This is a genomic window from Pseudomonas sp. FBCC-B545 (genome assembly GCF_059134095.1).
In genome coordinates this window covers 4466513-4483976 of the sequence record NZ_CP101441.1, presented here as the reverse complement: position 1 = coordinate 4483976, position 17464 = coordinate 4466513, and the positions used below count along the sequence as shown (strand labels likewise).

Below are 17464 nucleotides of genomic sequence, written 5' to 3'. Positions count from 1 at the left end.
TTGTTGTTTGTCCGGATGGAAATATCGACAGCGATGAAAATCCAACTGTGGGAGGGGGCTTGCTCCCGATTGCGGAGTGTCAGCGGCGCATCAGCTGACTGACCCACCGCTTTCGCGAGCAAGCCTGCTCCCACATTGGATCGGGTGTCGCCTGATATGTTTGCGTGACTACCACCAGATCAGAGTGAGATTGGATGTGAGCAAGAGAGCCTATAACTTCTGTGCCGGTCCCGCGGCGCTTCCTGAAGCAGTCCTGCAGCGTGCGCAGGGTGAACTCCTCGACTGGCATGGAAAAGGCCTCTCCGTGATGGAAATGAGCCATCGCAGCGATGAGTTCGTGTCCATCGCCACCAAGGCCGAGCAGGACTTGCGCGACTTGCTGGACATCCCATCCGACTACAAAGTGCTGTTCCTGCAAGGCGGTGCGAGCCAGCAGTTCGCCCAGTTGCCGCTGAACCTGCTGCCGGAAGACGGCACTGCCGACTATATCGACACCGGTATCTGGGGGCAGAAGGCCATTGAAGAGGCTTCGCGCTACGGTCACGTCAATGTGGCAGGCACCGCCAAGCCCTACGACTACTTCGCCATTCCAGGTCAGAACGAGTGGAAGCTGTCCAAGGATGCGGCCTACGTCCACTACGTAGCGAACGAAACCATTGGCGGCCTGGAATTCGACTGGGTGCCGGAAGTGGGTGACGTGCCGCTGGTGTGCGACATGTCTTCGGACATCCTTTCTCGCCCGATCGACGTATCCAAATACGGCATGATCTATGCCGGCGCACAGAAGAACATCGGCCCGAGTGGCATCCTGGTCAATATCATCCGTGAAGACCTGCTCGGTCGCGCGCGCTCGCTGTGCCCGACCATGCTCAATTACAAGGTCGCGGCCGATAACGGCTCGATGTACAACACCCCACCAGCGTTCGCCTGGTACCTGTCGGGCCTGGTGTTCGAATGGCTGAAAGAGCAGGGCGGTGTGGCTGCCATGGGCAAGCGCAACGAAGAGAAGAAGCGCACCCTGTACGACTTCATCGACGCCAGCGGCCTGTACAGCAACCCGATCAACCTCACTGACCGCTCGTGGATGAACGTGCCGTTCCGCCTGGCCGATGATCGCCTGGACAAGCCGTTCCTGGCCGGTGCCGACGCGCGCGGCCTACTGAACCTCAAGGGCCACCGTTCGGTCGGCGGTATGCGCGCCTCCATCTACAACGCTGTCGACATCCACGCGATCAACGCGTTGGTGGCCTACATGGCAGAGTTCGAAAAGGAACACGGCTAATGTCTGAGCAAGAACTCAAGGCCCTGCGTGTACGCATTGATAGCCTGGACGAGAAAGTCCTCGAGCTGATCAGTGAGCGTGCGCGCTGCGCCCAGGAAGTGGCACGGGTGAAAATGGCGTCCCTGGCGGAAGGTGAAGTGCCGGTGTTCTACCGGCCTGAGCGTGAAGCCCAGGTGCTCAAGCGCGTGATGGAGCGCAACAGGGGCCCGTTGGGCAACGAAGAGATGGCGCGGTTGTTCCGCGAAATCATGTCATCGTGCCTGGCGCTGGAGCAGCCGCTGAAAGTGGCTTACCTCGGCCCGGAAGGCACCTTCACCCAGGCCGCAGCCATGAAGCACTTCGGCCACGCGGTGATCAGCAAGCCGATGGCGGCCATCGACGAAGTGTTCCGCGAAGTGGCGGCCGGGGCGGTGAATTTTGGCGTGGTGCCGGTGGAAAACTCCACCGAAGGCGCGGTCAACCACACCCTGGACAGCTTCCTCGAGCACGATATGGTGATCTGCGGCGAAGTCGAGCTGCGTATCCACCATCACCTGCTGGTGGGTGAGAACACCAAGACCGACAGCATCAGCCGCATCTACTCCCACGCCCAGTCCCTGGCCCAGTGCCGCAAGTGGCTGGATGCGCATTACCCGAATGTGGAGCGTGTGGCGGTGTCCAGCAACGCCGAAGCGGCCAAGCGGGTCAAGGGTGAGTGGAATTCGGCGGCGATTGCCGGCGATATGGCTGCGGGCCTGTACGGCCTGACGCGCCTGGCCGAGAAGATCGAGGACCGCCCGGACAACTCCACGCGCTTCTTGATGATCGGCAGCCAGGAAGTGCCGCCGACCGGCGACGACAAAACCTCCATCATCGTCTCCATGAGCAACAAGCCCGGCGCGCTGCATGAGCTGTTGGTGCCATTCCACGATAACGGGATTGACCTGACGCGCATCGAAACGCGTCCTTCGCGCAGCGGTAAATGGACTTATGTGTTCTTTATCGACTTCATCGGCCATCACCGCGACCCACTGGTCAAGGGCGTGCTGGAGAAAATCAGTCAGGAAGCTGTAGCACTCAAGGTGCTGGGCTCGTACCCGAAAGCGGTTTTGTGAGGCTTTGACATGAGTGGCAACTTCCTCGCCCTGGCTCAGCCGGGCGTGCAACAACTCTCGCCTTATGTTCCAGGCAAGCCTGTGGACGAGTTGGCCCGTGAGTTGAATCTGGACCCCTCCAGAATCGTCAAGCTGGCGAGCAACGAAAACCCGCTGGGCCCGAGCCCTAAAGTGCTTGCGGCGATTCGGGAAGAGCTCGCCGAGCTGACCCGTTACCCCGATGGCAACGGCTTTGCGCTCAAATCCCTGCTGGCGGACAAGTGCCGGGTCGAGCTGAATCAGGTGACCTTGGGCAATGGCTCCAATGACATCCTTGAATTGGTCGGCCGTGCCTACCTGGCGCCGGGTTTGAATGCGGTGTTCAGCGAGCACGCGTTTGCGGTCTACCCGATTGTGACCCAGGCAGTGGGGGCTGATGCCCGCGTTATTCCTGCCAAGGACTGGGGCCACGACCTGCCGGCGATGTTGGCGGCCATCGACGCGCAAACCCGCGTGGTATTTATCGCCAACCCGAACAATCCGACCGGCACCTGGTTCGACGAGCAGGCATTGAACGAATTCCTGCAGGATGTGCCGGAGCACGTGCTGGTGGTGCTGGACGAAGCCTACATCGAGTACGCCGAAGGCAGCGACCTGCCGGACGGCCTCGACTTCCTGGCGACCTACCCGAACCTGCTGGTATCGCGCACGTTCTCCAAGGCTTATGGTCTGGCGTCGCTGCGGGTCGGCTACGGCTTGTCCACGGCGGTGGTTGCCGACGTGCTGAACCGTGTGCGCCAGCCGTTCAACGTCAACAGCCTAGCCCTGGCGGCTGCGTGTGCGGCGGTAAAGGATGCCGAGTACCTGGAAGAAGGACGTCGCATCAACGAAAGCGGCATGCTGCAGTTGCAGCAAGGCTTTCGCGAGTTGGGCCTGGGTTGGATTCCGTCCAAGGGCAACTTCATCTGCGTCGATCTCGGCCAGGTGGCTGCCCCGGTGTTCCAGGGCCTGTTGCGCGAAGGCGTGATCGTGCGTCCGGTGGCCAACTACGGCATGCCGAACCACCTGCGTATCACCATCGGTTTGCCGGCTGAGAACAGCCGCTTCCTTGAGGCGCTGGCCAAGGTTCTGGCCCGTGGTTGATGTCACTGCATTGCAACCTGCTGTGCCTATGATCGGTCGCCTGGTGGTGGTCGGCCTGGGGTTGATCGGTGGCTCCTTCGCCAAGGGCCTGCGCGAAAGCGGATTATGCGGCGAAGTGGTGGGCGTGGACCTGGACCCGCAGTCGCGCAAGCTGGCGGTGGAATTGGGCGTAGTGGACCGCTGTGAGGCGGACCTGGCAATTGCCTGCCAGGGCGCGGATGTGATCCAGCTCGCCGTGCCGATCCTGGCCATGGAGAAGCTGCTGGTGGTGTTGGCTGGCATGGATCTGGGGCAGGCAATCCTCACGGACGTCGGTAGCGCCAAAGGTAATGTGGTGCGTGCTGCGCAGCTGGCATTTGGCGAAATGCCGCCGCGCTTTGTGCCGGGCCATCCGATTGCCGGCTCCGAGCAGAGCGGGGTGGAAGCCTCCAATGCACAGTTGTTCCGTCGGCATAAGGTGATCCTCACGCCGCTTGCGCAAACCGATCCGGCGGCGCTGGCCGTCGTGGATCGTCTCTGGCGCGAGCTGGGGGCGGATGTGGAGCACATGCAGGTCGAGCGCCACGATGAAGTGCTGGCGGCGACCAGCCATTTGCCCCATTTGCTGGCTTTTGGCTTGGTGGATTCCCTGGCCAAGCGCAATGAAAACCTGGAGATTTTCCGCTATGCCGCCGGTGGCTTCCGCGATTTTACGCGGATTGCCGGCAGCGATCCGGTGATGTGGCACGACATCTTCCTCGCCAATCGCGAAGCGGTGTTGCGTACCCTGGACACCTTCCGCAGCGACCTCGACGCCCTGCGTGACGCGGTCGACGCGGGTGACGGCCATCAACTGTTGGGCGTGTTCACCCGTGCGCGGGTGGCGCGTGAACATTTCAGCAAGATCCTGGCACGCCGGGCTTATATGGAAACCGCAGTGAGTGCCGATGAGCTGACTTTCATCGCCAGCCCAGGAGGCCGCTTGAGCGGGCGTATTCGGGTGCCGGGTGATAAGTCGATCTCTCATCGGTCGATCATGCTCGGTTCGTTGGCCGAGGGCGTGACAGAAGTCGAAGGTTTCCTTGAGGGCGAAGACGCCCTGGCGACTTTGCAGGCATTTCGCGACATGGGCGTGGTGATTGAAGGGCCGCACCATGGGCGCGTGACTATCCATGGCGTTGGCCTGCATGGGTTGAAGGCTGCGCCGGGGCCGATCTACCTGGGTAATTCCGGTACGTCCATGCGTCTGCTGGCCGGTTTACTGGCGGGGCAGAGCTTCGATAGCGTGTTGACCGGCGATGCGTCGCTGTCCAAACGCCCAATGGATCGCGTGGCCAAGCCGCTGCGGGAAATGGGTGCAGTGATCGAGACTGGGCCGGAAGGCCGCCCACCACTGACCATACGTGGCGGTCAAGCGCTCAAAGGTCTGACTTACGCATTGCCGATGGCCAGTGCGCAGGTTAAGTCCTGCCTGTTGCTGGCTGGCCTGTATGCACGGGGTAAAACCGCGGTCACCGAGCCTGCGCCGACCCGCGACCATACCGAGCGCATGTTGCGTGGTTTTGGATGCTCGGTGGCGGTGGAGGGCTCAACGGCGTCGGTGGAACCGGGCCAAAAGTTGGCCGCGACTCATATTGAAGTGCCTGGGGATATTTCGTCTGCGGCGTTTTTCCTGGTGGCGGCGTCGATTGCCGAGGGCTCCGAGTTGCTGTTGGAGCATGTTGGTGTCAACCCGACCCGCACCGGGGTGATCGATATCCTGCGGCTGATGGGCGCAGATATCACCTTGGAAAATCCGCGTGAAGTGGGTGGCGAGCCGGTTGCTGACTTGCGTGTACGTGCTGCCAAGCTCAAAGGTATCGAGATTCCAGCGGCGCTGGTGCCGTTGGCAATCGATGAGTTTCCCGTGCTGTTTGTCGCCGCTGCCTGCGCCGAAGGTCGAACCGTACTACGCGGTGCCGAGGAGCTGCGCCTCAAGGAGTCCGACCGTATCCAGGTCATGGCCGATGGTCTGTTGGTCCTGGGTGTGAAGTGTGAAGCCACGGCCGATGGGATTATCATTGACGGTGGCCCGATGGGTGGGGGTGAAGTGCAGGCCCATGGTGATCACCGGGTGGCCATGGCGTTCAGCGTGGCTTCCCTGCGGGCCGAGGCGCCGATTCGTATCCGTGACTGCGCCAACGTTGCTACATCTTTTCCGAATTTTCTTACACTGTGTGCCCAAGTCGGCATCCGTGTTGCCCAAGAGGCTCAATTGTGAATATCAAAGCACCGGTGATTACCATCGACGGGCCAAGCGGCTCGGGCAAAGGCACCATCGCCGGCATCCTGGCCAAGCGCCTGGGCTGGTGCTTGCTCGATTCCGGCGCGCTGTACCGCCTGCTGGCGTTCGCGGCGCGCAACCATGGCGTCGACCTGACCAACGAAGAATCCCTCAAGCTGCTGGCGGCGCATCTGGATGTGCAGTTCGTCGGCGCGACGGAAGGTCATCCCCAGCGCATTATCCTCGAAGGCGATGATGTGACCGATGACCTGCGTAACGAGCAAGTCGGTTCCTGGGCGTCCCAGGTTGCCGCATTGCCGGCCGTGCGCGATGCCCTGCTGCAGCGCCAGCGCGCTTTTCAGGAGCCGCCGGGCCTGGTGGCCGATGGCCGCGACATGGGCACAGTGGTGTTTCCGGAGGCGCCGCTGAAGATTTTCCTGACCGCCAGCGCCGAGGAGCGAGCGCGCCGTCGCTACTTGCAGTTGAAGGGCAAAGTCGATGGTGTTAGTCTGTCGAGTCTGCTAGATGAGATCCGTGCACGCGATGAGCGTGATACCCAGCGCGCAGTAGCCCCGCTTAAGCCGGCGGCTGATGCCATACAGCTGGATTCCACGGAGTTGTCCATCGAGCAGGTGCTGGAACGCATCATGAGCGAGATCGCCATTCGCGATATCGCCGGGTGACCAAGAAGGCTGCAGGGGACCAGTCATAGTCCTGCGGTGCTTCTTCTAATTGAAACTGACCCATACCGTCTGGGGTGTGGAGATGGGCGTATTCTTCGCCCTTATCAACAGGAATTAAAATGAGCGAAAGCTTTGCGGAACTCTTTGAAGAAAGCCTAAAAACCCTGAACCTTCAGGCAGGCTCCATCATCACCGGTGTTATCGTTGATATCGATTACCAAGCTCGCTGGGTAACCGTTCACGCTGGTCTGAAGTCTGAAGCTCTGATCCCGCTGGAACAGTTCTACAACGATGCTGGTGATCTGACAATCAATGTCGGTGACGAAGTTCACGTTGCTCTGGACTCGGTTGAAGACGGTTTCGGTGAAACCAAGCTGTCCCGTGAAAAAGCCAAGCGCGCTGAATGCTGGATTGTTCTCGAAGCAGCCTTCGCAGCTGAAGAAGTGGTCAAGGGCGTTATCAACGGTAAGGTTAAGGGCGGCTTCACTGTCGACGTTAACGGCATCCGTGCGTTCCTGCCAGGTTCTTTGGTCGACGTTCGTCCAGTGCGCGACACCACGCACCTGGAAGGCAAGGAACTCGAATTCAAGGTCATCAAGCTCGATCAGAAGCGCAACAACGTTGTCGTTTCCCGTCGCAGCGTCCTGGAAGCAGAGAACTCCGCCGAGCGTGAAGCTCTGCTGGAATCCCTGCAGGAAGGCCAACAAGTCAAAGGTATCGTCAAGAACCTCACCGATTACGGCGCATTCGTCGATCTGGGTGGCGTCGATGGCCTGCTGCACATTACCGACATGGCTTGGAAGCGTATCAAGCATCCTTCCGAAATCGTCAATGTTGGCGACGAGATCGATGTCAAGGTTCTGAAGTACGATCGTGAGCGTAACCGCGTTTCCCTGGGCTTGAAGCAGCTGGGCGAAGATCCATGGGTTGCTATCAAGGCTCGTTACCCAGAAAGCACTCGCGTAACCGCGCGTGTTACCAACCTGACCGACTACGGCTGCTTCGCAGAGCTGGAAGAAGGCGTGGAAGGCCTGGTACACGTTTCCGAAATGGACTGGACCAACAAGAACATCCACCCTTCGAAAGTCGTACAAGTCGGCGACGAAGTGGAAGTTATGGTTCTGGACATCGACGAAGAGCGTCGTCGTATCTCCCTGGGCATCAAGCAGTGCAAATCTAACCCATGGGAAGATTTCTCTGGCCAGTTCAACAAGGGCGATAAAATCTCCGGCACCATCAAGTCGATCACCGATTTCGGTATCTTCATTGGTCTGGACGGCGGCATCGACGGCCTGGTTCACCTGTCCGACATCTCCTGGAACGAAGTTGGCGAAGAAGCTGTTCGTCGTTTCAAGAAGGGCGACGAGCTGGACACCGTTATCCTGTCGGTTGACCCAGAGCGTGAGCGTATCTCCCTGGGTATCAAGCAACTGGAAAGCGATCCGTTCTCCGAGTACGTTCAAGAGAACGACAAAGGCGCAATCGTTAAGGGCACTGTGAAAGAAGTTGACGCTAAAGGCGCCATCATCACTCTGGCCGACGATATCGAAGCGACTCTGAAAGCCTCCGAAATCAGCCGTGACCGCGTTGAAGACGCGCGCAACGTTCTGAAAGAAGGCCAGGAAGTAGAAGCCAAGATCATCAGCGTTGACCGCAAGAGCCGCGTAATCCAACTCTCCATCAAGTCGAAAGACGAAGTTGAAGAGAAAGAAGCCATCCAGAGCCTGAAAGCCGCTCCGGAAGCTGAAAAAGGCGAGACCACCATGGCCTCCCTGCTGCGCGAAGCAATGGCTAAGCAGAACTAAGTTCTGTAAAGCTGTAGAAAAAGGGCGACTTCGGTCGCCCTTTTTTGTGCCTGAAATTTGATGAATCAACAACATAGAACCAAGGCGTTCAGCTCAATGTCAGAACTGACTATAGTCTTCACGAAGGCTATTCGTATTGCTGACCTATAAGGGCTTGAATGAACAGGATTATTGTAATACTCGCGTTGATGGTGCTTGCAGGTTGTTCCTCCACCAGTGCCAAGACCTACGCCAAGCGCGGCGCCAGCGGTATCGAAATCGACTGCTCTGGCCTGGGGAATAAGTGGGAGAAGTGCGAGAGGCGTGCTGCCCGTGAGTGCAAGATGCAGGGCTACAAGGTTGTCACACGCTCCAGTGATGCCAAGGATGAAGAGGGTGACTACTTGTTCGGTTGGAACCCCGCAGGTGCCGTGACTCGGAAGATGTTGGTGATCTGCAAATGAGGGTGCCCGCGCTTGTAGCAGGTGTTTATTTTGCCCGCAGATTAGTTGACGCATGGGCTGTTCAAATTCATCAAGTCATGCTAAAACCTTCGAAGCGCTTTTCCTAGCTGCTTGAAAAAGAAGGGAAAAATATGACGAAGTCGGAGTTGATCGAACGAATTGTCACCCATCAAGGGCTGCTCTCATCCAAGGATGTGGAGCTGGCTATCAAGACCATGCTTGAGCAAATGTCCCAATGCCTGGCCACCGGAGATCGTATCGAGATCCGCGGCTTCGGCAGCTTCTCACTGCACTACCGTGCACCGCGCGTAGGCCGTAACCCAAAAACCGGCCAATCCGTCAGCCTCGACGGCAAATTCGTACCCCACTTCAAACCGGGCAAGGAATTGCGCGATCGGGTGAACGAAGAAGAGGAAGAAGGCGTCTGAGTGTTTTTGGGGAAGGAGAAGGTTATGCGTGGGGTTAAGCGCGTTATTGCGGTATTGATTGCAGTGCTGGCGGCTTTGGTGGTTTTGGCGTTTGTGCTGGAGAACCAACAGGGTGTTGCGCTGACGTTCCTGGGCTGGAGTACTGCGCAGATGCCGGTGGCGGTGTTTGTGGTGGTGGCTTTGATTGTGGGGATGTTGATTGGGCCGGTGTTGGGGGTGGTTGTGCGTAGGCGTCGGAATAAGGCGATTGTCTAGAGGTCTTGGGAATAGAGGATTGATAAACGGTTTATGACCGTCTGTCAGAAAATTCTTTGTATTGGATCTGTTTGAGTTTTTCCTGACTGCCCGCATGCTTGGCCTGGCTGGTTCAGACGGTTCAACTGGAGGGTCAGAATTTTCTTACATACATGTCAAGACTTGTAATATACCAAAGAGATGGCAGAATGGAATCTGTTCTCGATAACAGGCATTTTGTGCGCTCAAAATTTGGCAGAGAAGCTGGGTTTTGGCGGTCAACCAATTAGAATAAAAAATACGCAATTTTGCCTGCATAACGAGCCCGCAGTTTCTCTTTGAAGGCAGGTTTTTGTTGTGAGTAGTAGCTTCCGCGTTCCCCCATTAAGATCTTCCGACGAAATAGACTTAATAGCGCTATTAAGAAACGTCTTCCTTCAAAAAAAGCTCCTGTTCTTAGTGACCTTAGCTGTCACATTGATTGCAGTGTGCTATGCGTTTCTGGTAACGCCACAATACAAGATCAATGTGGTGTTGCGCCCCGCGGCCATCAACGAGTTGGATGCACTGAATCGCTCTGAGATTTACCAGTTGCCACCAGCGGATGCATTAATCAAGGTTGGCGAGGCACTCGAATCCTACGATACTCGCTTAGCTTTCTTCAAAGCCAATCAGAAGCTATTCGCAAGGTTCGTTCGCCCAGGAGAAACGCTGGAGCAGAGTTTTGAGGCATTCAACCGTAATTCCATTCAGTTAACGCTGCCGGACCCAAATAAAAAAGACGTTTTGAGTAATTATATTAAGCTTGAAATGACTTATCCTAAAGGTATTGACGGCGTTGCGATTCTGAATGGTTTAGTCGATCACGCTATTGGGACTGAACGTGAGCAGATCAGCGCGGATGTGAATGTAATCGTTCAAAATCGGTTAAGGGAAATCCAGGGGAAATTCGATTCAGCCCGTTCGAATTACAATGTTGAGAAAGAGGCCAAAATAGCCCGGTTTCGTGAAGCTGATTCATTGAAACGTGCCCAGTTGCAGGACGAGTTGAAAGCCTTGCGGGCTCAATTGAAAGCGTTACGCAGCGATCGTATCTTTCAACTGAATGAAGCTATCGGAATTGCCAAAGCCTTGGGTATTCAAAAACCGGCTACGCCTTCATCGTTAGGTGAATCTGATAAGGGGGGCGCTGGCAGTGTGATTCGTACCGAAGTAAATAATCAGCAAATCCCACTTTATTTTATGGGAGTTGAGGCGCTTAAAGCTGAGATCACCGCATTGGGGCAGCGTAGATCGGATGATTTCACCGATCCGCGCGTGGCCCAGATCGCAAAGGAGCTTCAGTTGCTAGAGACCAATCGCGAAATTGAAGTGCTGAACGCGCGGAAAAATGAGGATGTTTTTCTCGCTGGTGTCGAGTCATTACGTGCAGAGATGACTCGTTTGAGTAACTTGAGTACCGATATGTCGACCCTCAAGCTAGTCACTATCGATCAACAAGCCCTTGAGCCGTTAGCGCCCTCTAAGCCAAACCGTTTTTTGATAATGGCTCTTGGTTTGTTTGGCGGGGCTGTCTTAGCATTTTTTATTGCGCTTGCTAGGATTATGATAGTTACCGGCAGCGCCCCCAGGGCCGATGAAGATATAAGCTTAAGTAGTCGTGTGCGGGGCGATGTTATATCGACCAGTAGCGCTAAACCCAGCTTGTCCAAAATTAGTTGAGCATTATGGGATGATTGATGTTCAATGGGCTCCCCTTTTTATAGCGTCACTATATGGTGCGTCTTCGTTTTAAGGCTCGGGGAAGGGGCAGTTTTGAAAAGCGTTTCCGAGCTGAACGTTTCGATCTTGAATTTGTTGTTGGCGCAAAAATGGTAGGCCACGGGGAAACTTTTGTAGGAAATGACAGGTCGGGGGCTGTGCTGAGATCGCTTAGGATATATAGCTTGGTGACCGAGCCCGCTGCGGGTTGTGATAGCCGTAACGTAGTTACGGGTCAGATTGTCGCTCTCAAGCGCTCGGATCCTATATGTTGGCCTATTCCAGTTGCTATCCGGCGGGCGCTGATAGGTCCACTGGTAGCTGCGGTTTATCAGCTTTACGCCGTGGGCTCTAGGTACGAGCCCTCCAGTTGATCATCAATTGCAGCAAATTTATGGCGCTGCTGATTCTTCTGGAACAGGTTTTAAACCTAATTTCAACGTTGCAGTTCCCCTCACCTAACCTCGACCATTGAATTCTTGGCTCAATACCGAGAAACTGCGTCAGAGTTTTTGCATTCACCTGGCAGAATGGCGCGGTGGTGTAATTCCTATGCTAAAGGAAGTTTTAGAGAATGACGGTTATTAAACGCAAAGGCATTATTCTGGCAGGCGGTTCTGGTACGCGCTTGTACCCGTTGACATTGGGCGTGTCCAAGCAGATGCTGCCCATCTTTGACAAACCGATGATCTTTTATCCGCTATCCGTGCTCATGCTAGCCGGTATGCGCGAGATCCTGATCATCTCTACGCCAGAAGACCTGCCATGCTTCAAAAAATTGCTCGGCGATGGCAGCCAATACGGCATTGAACTCACCTACGCAGAACAGCCAAGCCCCGACGGATTAGCGCAAGCCTTCATCATAGGCGAAGAGTTTATTGCTGATGATCCTTGCTGCCTGATTTTGGGTGACAATATTTTTTATGGCCAGCACTTCTCGGACAACCTTAGCTCTGCGATGTCTCAAAACTCTGGCGCAACCGTATTCGGATATCATGTTTCGGATCCGGAGCGTTTTGGTGTGGTTGAATTTGACCACGACGGCCGTGCGCTTAGCATTGAAGAGAAGCCAGCAGTTCCGAAGTCAAATTACGCAGTTACAGGTTTGTACTTCTACGATAATCGTGTTGTAGATATTGCAAAAAACATTAAGCCTTCACCGCGTGGTGAGCTTGAAATTACGGATGTTAACAAGGCCTATTTGGACGACAAATCACTAACTGTAGAGATGCTAGGTCGAGGCTTTGCCTGGCTGGATACAGGCACCCACGAATCGTTACTTGAAGCGAGCCACTTTGTTCATACCATTGAACATCGTCAGGGACTCAAAGTCGCTTGCCTCGAAGAAATAGCATTCAACAACGGTTGGATCTCACCAAAGCAACTAAGCGAGCAAGCAGAGAAGCTCAAGAAAACAGGTTACGGACAATACCTGCAGAAACTTCTTAAAGAGGCTTCTGAAAAATGAAATTGATTCAAACATTCATTCCAGATGTTGTGATAATTGAACCTGCTGTTTACACGGATGCGCGTGGCTGGTTTATGGAAAGTTTTAATCAAGCGAAATTTCAGGTGGCACTGAAGGAGCTGGGGCTATCCGTCCCGAGTGCATTTATCCAAGATAATCATTCTTACTCCTCGAAAGGAGTATTACGTGGACTGCATTTTCAGCGTGCACCTCACGCCCAAGGAAAATTAGTCCGGGTTGTAAGAGGTTCTGTATTCGATGTTGCAGTCGATATCCGCCCCTCTTCTCCTACCTATCTCCAATGGGTCGGCGCGGAGCTAAGCGGCGATAACAACCGTATGATGTGGATTCCGGAGGGCTTTGCTCACGGCTTTGTTGCGTTGGAAGATCATACGCACTTTTTGTACAAAACTACTGGTTACTATAATAAGGAGTCCGAAGGTGCGCTCCATTGGAACGACCCTAAACTATCCATCAAGTGGCCTGGGTCTATTGATTATAATGTCAGCGATAAAGATGATGAGGCCCCCGGGGTCGAAAGCTTATCGGTAATTGTAGAATGAGCTTAATTAAACTTTTGGATATCAAGAAGTTAGGTGATCATCGCGGTCACCTCGTTGTTCTTGAGAATAACAAAAGTATTCCGTTCGCTATAAAGCGCGTCTATTACCTAACTGGCACGCAAGCGGGTGTACCTCGTGGGTTTCACGCTCACAAGGAGCTCACTCAAGCTGCCGTTTGTGTTTCAGGGCGTTGCCTCATGAAAATGGATGACGGAATAAACAAAGATGAAATTTGGTTGGACTCATCTGATAAAGCTATTGTCATTGATAAAATGATTTGGCACGAAATGCATGAGTTCAGCGCAGATTGTGTGCTTTTAGTGTTAGCCGATGATTATTATGATGAAGAAGACTATATTCGAAATTATGATGTGTTTTTGGAGTTGACAAAACATGCCTAAAATTCATCCACTTGCTGACGTAAAAAGCAAAAATATCGGAAAAGACACCCGGGTGTGGCAGTTTGCGGTGATTTTTGATGGAGCGGTCATTGGCGAAAATTGCAACGTTTGTGCACATACACTAATAGAAAACGGTGTCTCGGTGGGAAATAATGTAACGATTAAGTCGGGCGTATTTCTCTGGGAAGGGACAGTGATTGCTGATGACGTTTTCATCGGACCTAACGCCACATTTACTAACGATGCTATGCCCCGATCCAAAGTTTATCCGAAGAGTTTTTCTGGTATTACCATTAAACGAGGTGCCAGCATTGGTGCCAACGCGACGATCTTGCCGGGAGTAACTGTAGGCGAGGATGCGATGGTAGGCGCTGGCGCTGTAGTGGTTTCTGATATTCCAGAGGGTGCAGTCGTTGTGGGTAATCCAGCTAAAATTATTAGGTATTTAAAAAAATGATAAGTTTTCTAGATTTGAAATCAATCAATCAATTGTGTCGTCAGGAGCTGATCGACGCTTGCACCCGAGTCATAGATTCTGGATGGTATATAGGCGGTAAGGAACTGCAGCAGTTTGAACAGAGCTATGCTGACTATTGCGGGGCGAAGTATTGTATTGGTGTTGCTAACGGGCTTGACGCTCTGGTGCTGGTCATCCGAGCCTGGAAGGAACTTGGTTGCTTGAGTGAAGGTGATGAAGTTCTTGTTCCTTCAAATACCTATATCGCTAGCATTCTTGCTATATCAGAGAATGGACTGATACCTGTTTTAGTAGAACCGGATCCTACCACCTTTAATATGTGTCCCCTTAAAGCAGAAGCTGCTATTTCTAGCAGAACCAAATGTGTTCTGCCCGTACATTTATATGGTCGTCTTGCGGATATGCCTGCCATCTTGGATGTCGCTGAAAGATTTGGTCTACTCGTTCTAGAGGACTCAGCCCAATCCCACGGGGCTCACTTGAATGGAAGGAAAGCAGGTAATTGGGGAGATGCCTCCGGTTTCAGTTTCTACCCTGGAAAAAATCTTGGTGCGCTTGGAGATGCAGGCGCAGTCACTACAAATGATGAAGCGCTTGCGACGACGCTGAGGGCTTTACGTAATTACGGTTCTCACGAAAAATACAAAAATTTATACCGTGGGGTGAATAGCCGATTGGATGAAGTTCAGGCAGCTTGTTTGTCTGTAAAACTTAAATATCTGGACGAGCAAACGACTCATCGCCGCCAAATTGCTGATCTGTACACCCGATCCATTGAAAACCCAGCAATTTTTTTGCCTGCGTCGGAAAGTTTCGAAGTTTTGCAGAATACGAGTCACGTGTGGCATGTATATACTGTGCTTTGCGAGCAAAGAGAAGCGCTCCAAGAACACCTTGTTGAGTGTGGAATTCAAACTTTGATTCATTATCCGATTCCTCCTCATCATCAGAAAGCCTATACTGAGTTGGCGGGCTGCTCTTTCCCTATTTCTGAAAAAGTACATAATCAGATCTTGAGCTTACCAATCGGTCCAACTTTGTCGCTGAAGGACGCTGAAGTAGTGGTAAAAGCATGTAATAGCTTCATGGTTAAAAATTAAATGAACCTTGTTAAAACCAGCTTTTTTAATGGAATAGCTGTTGTTGTTAAAATGTTGACCCTTTTGGGAATTAACAAAATCTTGGCGCTGTATGTTGGGCCGTCAGGCTACGCTGCGCTGGGCCAATTACAGAATGCCCTTACGATGATCATAACGCTCTCCAGCGGTGCTGTTAATACGGGTGTTACTAAATATACCGCTGAATATGTCGACGAACCGAGTAAGCAACATGCAGTTTGGAAGACCTCAACAGCTTTGGCTGTGGTAGGCTCTCTTTCTGTCGGTATCATGGTTGCGGCATTTAGCAATAGATTGTCAGTGTATTTTTTCAAAAAGGATGAATATGCGAGTGTCTTTTTGTGGGTCGCTTTATCCCTGATATTCTTTACCTTTAATGCTTTGTTGATGGCCGTTATTAACGGAAAAAAAGATGTAAAAACATTAGTCGTCGCTAATATTTGCGGTAGTTTTTTATCACTAATAGTGACTGGTTTGCTTACTTGGTTTCTAGGGCTTTATGGCGCTTTAGTCTCTCTTGGGATATACCAGGCGCTGGCTTTCGTTACGACTGTTTTTTTATGTAGGCATGCAGAATGGTTTAGAGTTAAATATTTTTTTGGACGGTTTGATAAAGGTGTAGCTGTTAATCTAGCTAAGTACGCGGCAATGGCGTTGACCACTGCAGTTTGTCTTCCTATCGCTCAGATATTGATTCGAGACCATTTAACAAGTGAGTTTGGAGTAGAATACGCTGGTTATTGGGAGGCAATGTGGAGGCTAAGCAGTGCATATCTCTTGTTGGTAACTACTACTCTAGGTGTTTATTATCTTCCCCGCCTTTCTGAGCTTTTCGGCTACGCGGCTATTTTGAAAGAAGTCGTAGAAGGTTATAAAGTTGTGCTCCCTGTTGTCATCGCAGGCTGCGTGGCTGTATATTTTCTACGCGATTTTGTTATATATATATTGTTTAGCAATCAGTTTCTACCGATGAGAGATTTATTTGCGTTTCAGCTTATTGGTGATGTCATGAAAGTTGGAAGTTGGATACTTGCTTACGTCATGCTGGGTAAAGCGATGTATAAACTGTACATAGTTACAGAGATACTTTTTTCTATGTCATGGTATTTCCTCGTTTTGCTCTTCACTCGATGGCATGGTTTTGACGGAGTGGTTGAAGCTTATGCACTCAATTATTTTCTGTATTGGATTGTCATGGCTATTTGCGTAATGTGGGCGCTGAGCACCCACTCTAAAGGTAAGATCGCCACATCGATGAAGAGTTCTCAATGAAAATTTTAATTCCAATGCTTGCATTTTCAAGTGCTGGTGGGATGAGGGTGTTATCAAGGCTGTCAAGTGAGTTGATAGAAGGCGGCCACGAAGTTGATTTTTTAGGTCCGCACTTTATCAATAGTCCTTATTATCCGACGCTGGCTAAAGTGAGAGTGTTTTCGAATATTTTTCATCGTGTGCCGGTAGTGCGCGGGATTTTTAACCTCTTAGGAATGTTTTTGTTTATTCTAAAACATCGGAAAGAATATGATGTTTTTTTGGCAAACTATAATTTGACTGCATTCCCGGTGGCGTTCGGTGCTTTAGGTACGGGTAAAGGTTTTTATTATATTCAAGCCTATGAGCCCGACTTTTATGATAAGAAAAGTTTTATAGGGTTTTTTGGCTATATTATGGCTTCAGCTTCTTATTTCTTACCGCTTCGACGAATTGTTAATGGTGAAATATATAAAAGTTATAAGCTGCTAAAAGCAAAGTGTGTTGTTGAACCGGGCATTGATCTTGAGATTTTCAAATTTTCTCCTAGGCCGGTTCCTTCTGAACAAATAGTATTAGGCTGCATAGGTAGAGAGCTCGCATGGAAAGGAACATACGAGATTGTGGAGGCAGTAAAAATAGTTAGGGCAACCACAGGTAAGAACTTGATTTTAAAATTAGCGTTCGAGCTTCCAAAAAACGTAGCTTTGAAAAGCTATGACTTTATCGAGATGAGTGTGCCTCATGGAGATGAGAACCTGGCAGCATTTTATAGCGGTGTTGATTTGTTTATAGCCATAGGACTCCTTCAAGATAACGCCTTTCACTATCCGTGTTTAGAGTCGCTGGCGTCGGGGTGTATAGTTATTTCAAATTATGGGCCGGCCAGCAAAAGTAATTCGTTAATTGTTGAGCAGGTAACGGTTGAAAAAATAGTTTCTCAGATAATGCATTATCTTCAATTGGATCAGCACGCTTTGGCCACCATGCGGGCTCATGCAGAGCATGACGTGAAAGCATATGATTGGTCAGCGATAGCGAAAAAAATGCTCGATTCATTCGCTTTTTTACGTTAATTAAGTTTAAGAAAA

The 17464-nt window shown here is 52.1% G+C and carries 17 protein-coding genes; all 17 read left to right on the top strand.

Annotated features, from left to right (window positions below; all coding sequences use genetic code 11):
- Positions 1–196 precede the first annotated feature (196 nt).
- The 17 genes from serC (at position 197) to NMB39_RS20650 (ending at position 17449) form a co-directional block, all read left to right on the top strand.
- The gene (gene serC, locus NMB39_RS20730) at positions 197–1282 is read left to right on the top strand and encodes a 3-phosphoserine/phosphohydroxythreonine transaminase (protein WP_043047446.1); all 1086 of its coding nucleotides are present in this window, start codon (positions 197–199) and stop codon (positions 1280–1282) included.
- On the top strand, positions 1282–2376 hold the full coding sequence (gene pheA, locus NMB39_RS20725; RefSeq protein WP_043047445.1) for a prephenate dehydratase: 1095 nt from the start codon (positions 1282–1284) through the stop codon (positions 2374–2376). Before serC ends, pheA begins: the two co-directional genes overlap by 1 nt.
- Positions 2377–2385: 9 nt before the next feature.
- Positions 2386–3498 (top strand): histidinol-phosphate transaminase, encoded by a 1113-nt coding sequence (hisC, locus tag NMB39_RS20720; RefSeq protein ID WP_057022134.1) that lies wholly within the window; start codon positions 2386–2388, stop codon positions 3496–3498.
- Positions 3499–3526: 28 nt separating this feature from the next.
- Positions 3527–5737: a bifunctional prephenate dehydrogenase/3-phosphoshikimate 1-carboxyvinyltransferase gene (locus NMB39_RS20715; RefSeq protein WP_494340573.1), complete on the top strand. Its 2211-nt coding sequence runs from the start codon at positions 3527–3529 to the stop codon at positions 5735–5737.
- On the top strand, positions 5734–6423 hold the full coding sequence (gene cmk, locus NMB39_RS20710) for a (d)CMP kinase (protein ID WP_012722932.1): 690 nt from the start codon (positions 5734–5736) through the stop codon (positions 6421–6423). Before NMB39_RS20715 ends, cmk begins: the two co-directional genes overlap by 4 nt.
- Before the next feature lie 119 nt (positions 6424–6542).
- The gene (gene rpsA / locus NMB39_RS20705) at positions 6543–8228 is read left to right on the top strand and encodes a 30S ribosomal protein S1 (RefSeq protein WP_043047443.1); all 1686 of its coding nucleotides are present in this window, start codon (positions 6543–6545) and stop codon (positions 8226–8228) included.
- A 158-nt stretch (positions 8229–8386) separates the two neighbouring features.
- Positions 8387–8671 carry a lipoprotein gene (locus tag NMB39_RS20700; protein WP_046071546.1) on the top strand — a complete coding sequence of 95 codons (285 nt, stop codon included), beginning with the start codon at positions 8387–8389 and terminating at the stop codon, positions 8669–8671.
- A 131-nt stretch (positions 8672–8802) separates the two neighbouring features.
- Positions 8803–9099, top strand: coding sequence for an integration host factor subunit beta (ihfB, locus tag NMB39_RS20695; protein ID WP_003189779.1), 297 nt, complete (start codon positions 8803–8805; stop codon positions 9097–9099).
- 24 nt (positions 9100–9123) lie between these two features.
- On the top strand, positions 9124–9354 hold the full coding sequence (locus NMB39_RS20690; RefSeq protein WP_494340131.1) for a lipopolysaccharide assembly protein LapA domain-containing protein: 231 nt from the start codon (positions 9124–9126) through the stop codon (positions 9352–9354).
- Between the two features lie 336 nt (positions 9355–9690).
- Positions 9691–11055 (top strand): Wzz/FepE/Etk N-terminal domain-containing protein, encoded by a 1365-nt coding sequence (locus NMB39_RS20685; RefSeq protein WP_494340132.1) that lies wholly within the window; start codon positions 9691–9693, stop codon positions 11053–11055.
- A gap of 613 nt (positions 11056–11668) precedes the next feature.
- A complete protein-coding gene (gene rfbA, locus NMB39_RS20680) occupies positions 11669–12562 on the top strand; it encodes a glucose-1-phosphate thymidylyltransferase RfbA (RefSeq protein WP_494340133.1) in 894 nt (297 codons plus the stop codon).
- Positions 12559–13125, top strand: coding sequence for a dTDP-4-dehydrorhamnose 3,5-epimerase (rfbC, locus tag NMB39_RS20675; protein ID WP_494340134.1), 567 nt, complete (start codon positions 12559–12561; stop codon positions 13123–13125). Before rfbA ends, rfbC begins: the two co-directional genes overlap by 4 nt.
- On the top strand, positions 13122–13526 hold the full coding sequence (locus tag NMB39_RS20670) for a sugar 3,4-ketoisomerase (RefSeq protein ID WP_305492751.1): 405 nt from the start codon (positions 13122–13124) through the stop codon (positions 13524–13526). The genes rfbC and NMB39_RS20670 overlap by 4 nt, the downstream gene beginning before the upstream one ends.
- On the top strand, positions 13519–13983 hold the full coding sequence (locus tag NMB39_RS20665; protein WP_494340135.1) for an acyltransferase: 465 nt from the start codon (positions 13519–13521) through the stop codon (positions 13981–13983). Before NMB39_RS20670 ends, NMB39_RS20665 begins: the two co-directional genes overlap by 8 nt.
- Entirely contained in the window at positions 13980–15104 is a 1125-nt protein-coding gene (locus NMB39_RS20660) for a DegT/DnrJ/EryC1/StrS family aminotransferase (RefSeq protein WP_494340136.1), read from the top strand. Before NMB39_RS20665 ends, NMB39_RS20660 begins: the two co-directional genes overlap by 4 nt.
- A complete protein-coding gene (locus NMB39_RS20655) occupies positions 15105–16394 on the top strand; it encodes an O-antigen translocase (RefSeq protein ID WP_494340137.1) in 1290 nt (429 codons plus the stop codon).
- On the top strand, positions 16391–17449 hold the full coding sequence (locus NMB39_RS20650; protein ID WP_494340138.1) for a glycosyltransferase family protein: 1059 nt from the start codon (positions 16391–16393) through the stop codon (positions 17447–17449). The genes NMB39_RS20655 and NMB39_RS20650 overlap by 4 nt, the downstream gene beginning before the upstream one ends.
- Positions 17450–17464: the final 15 nt, after the last annotated feature.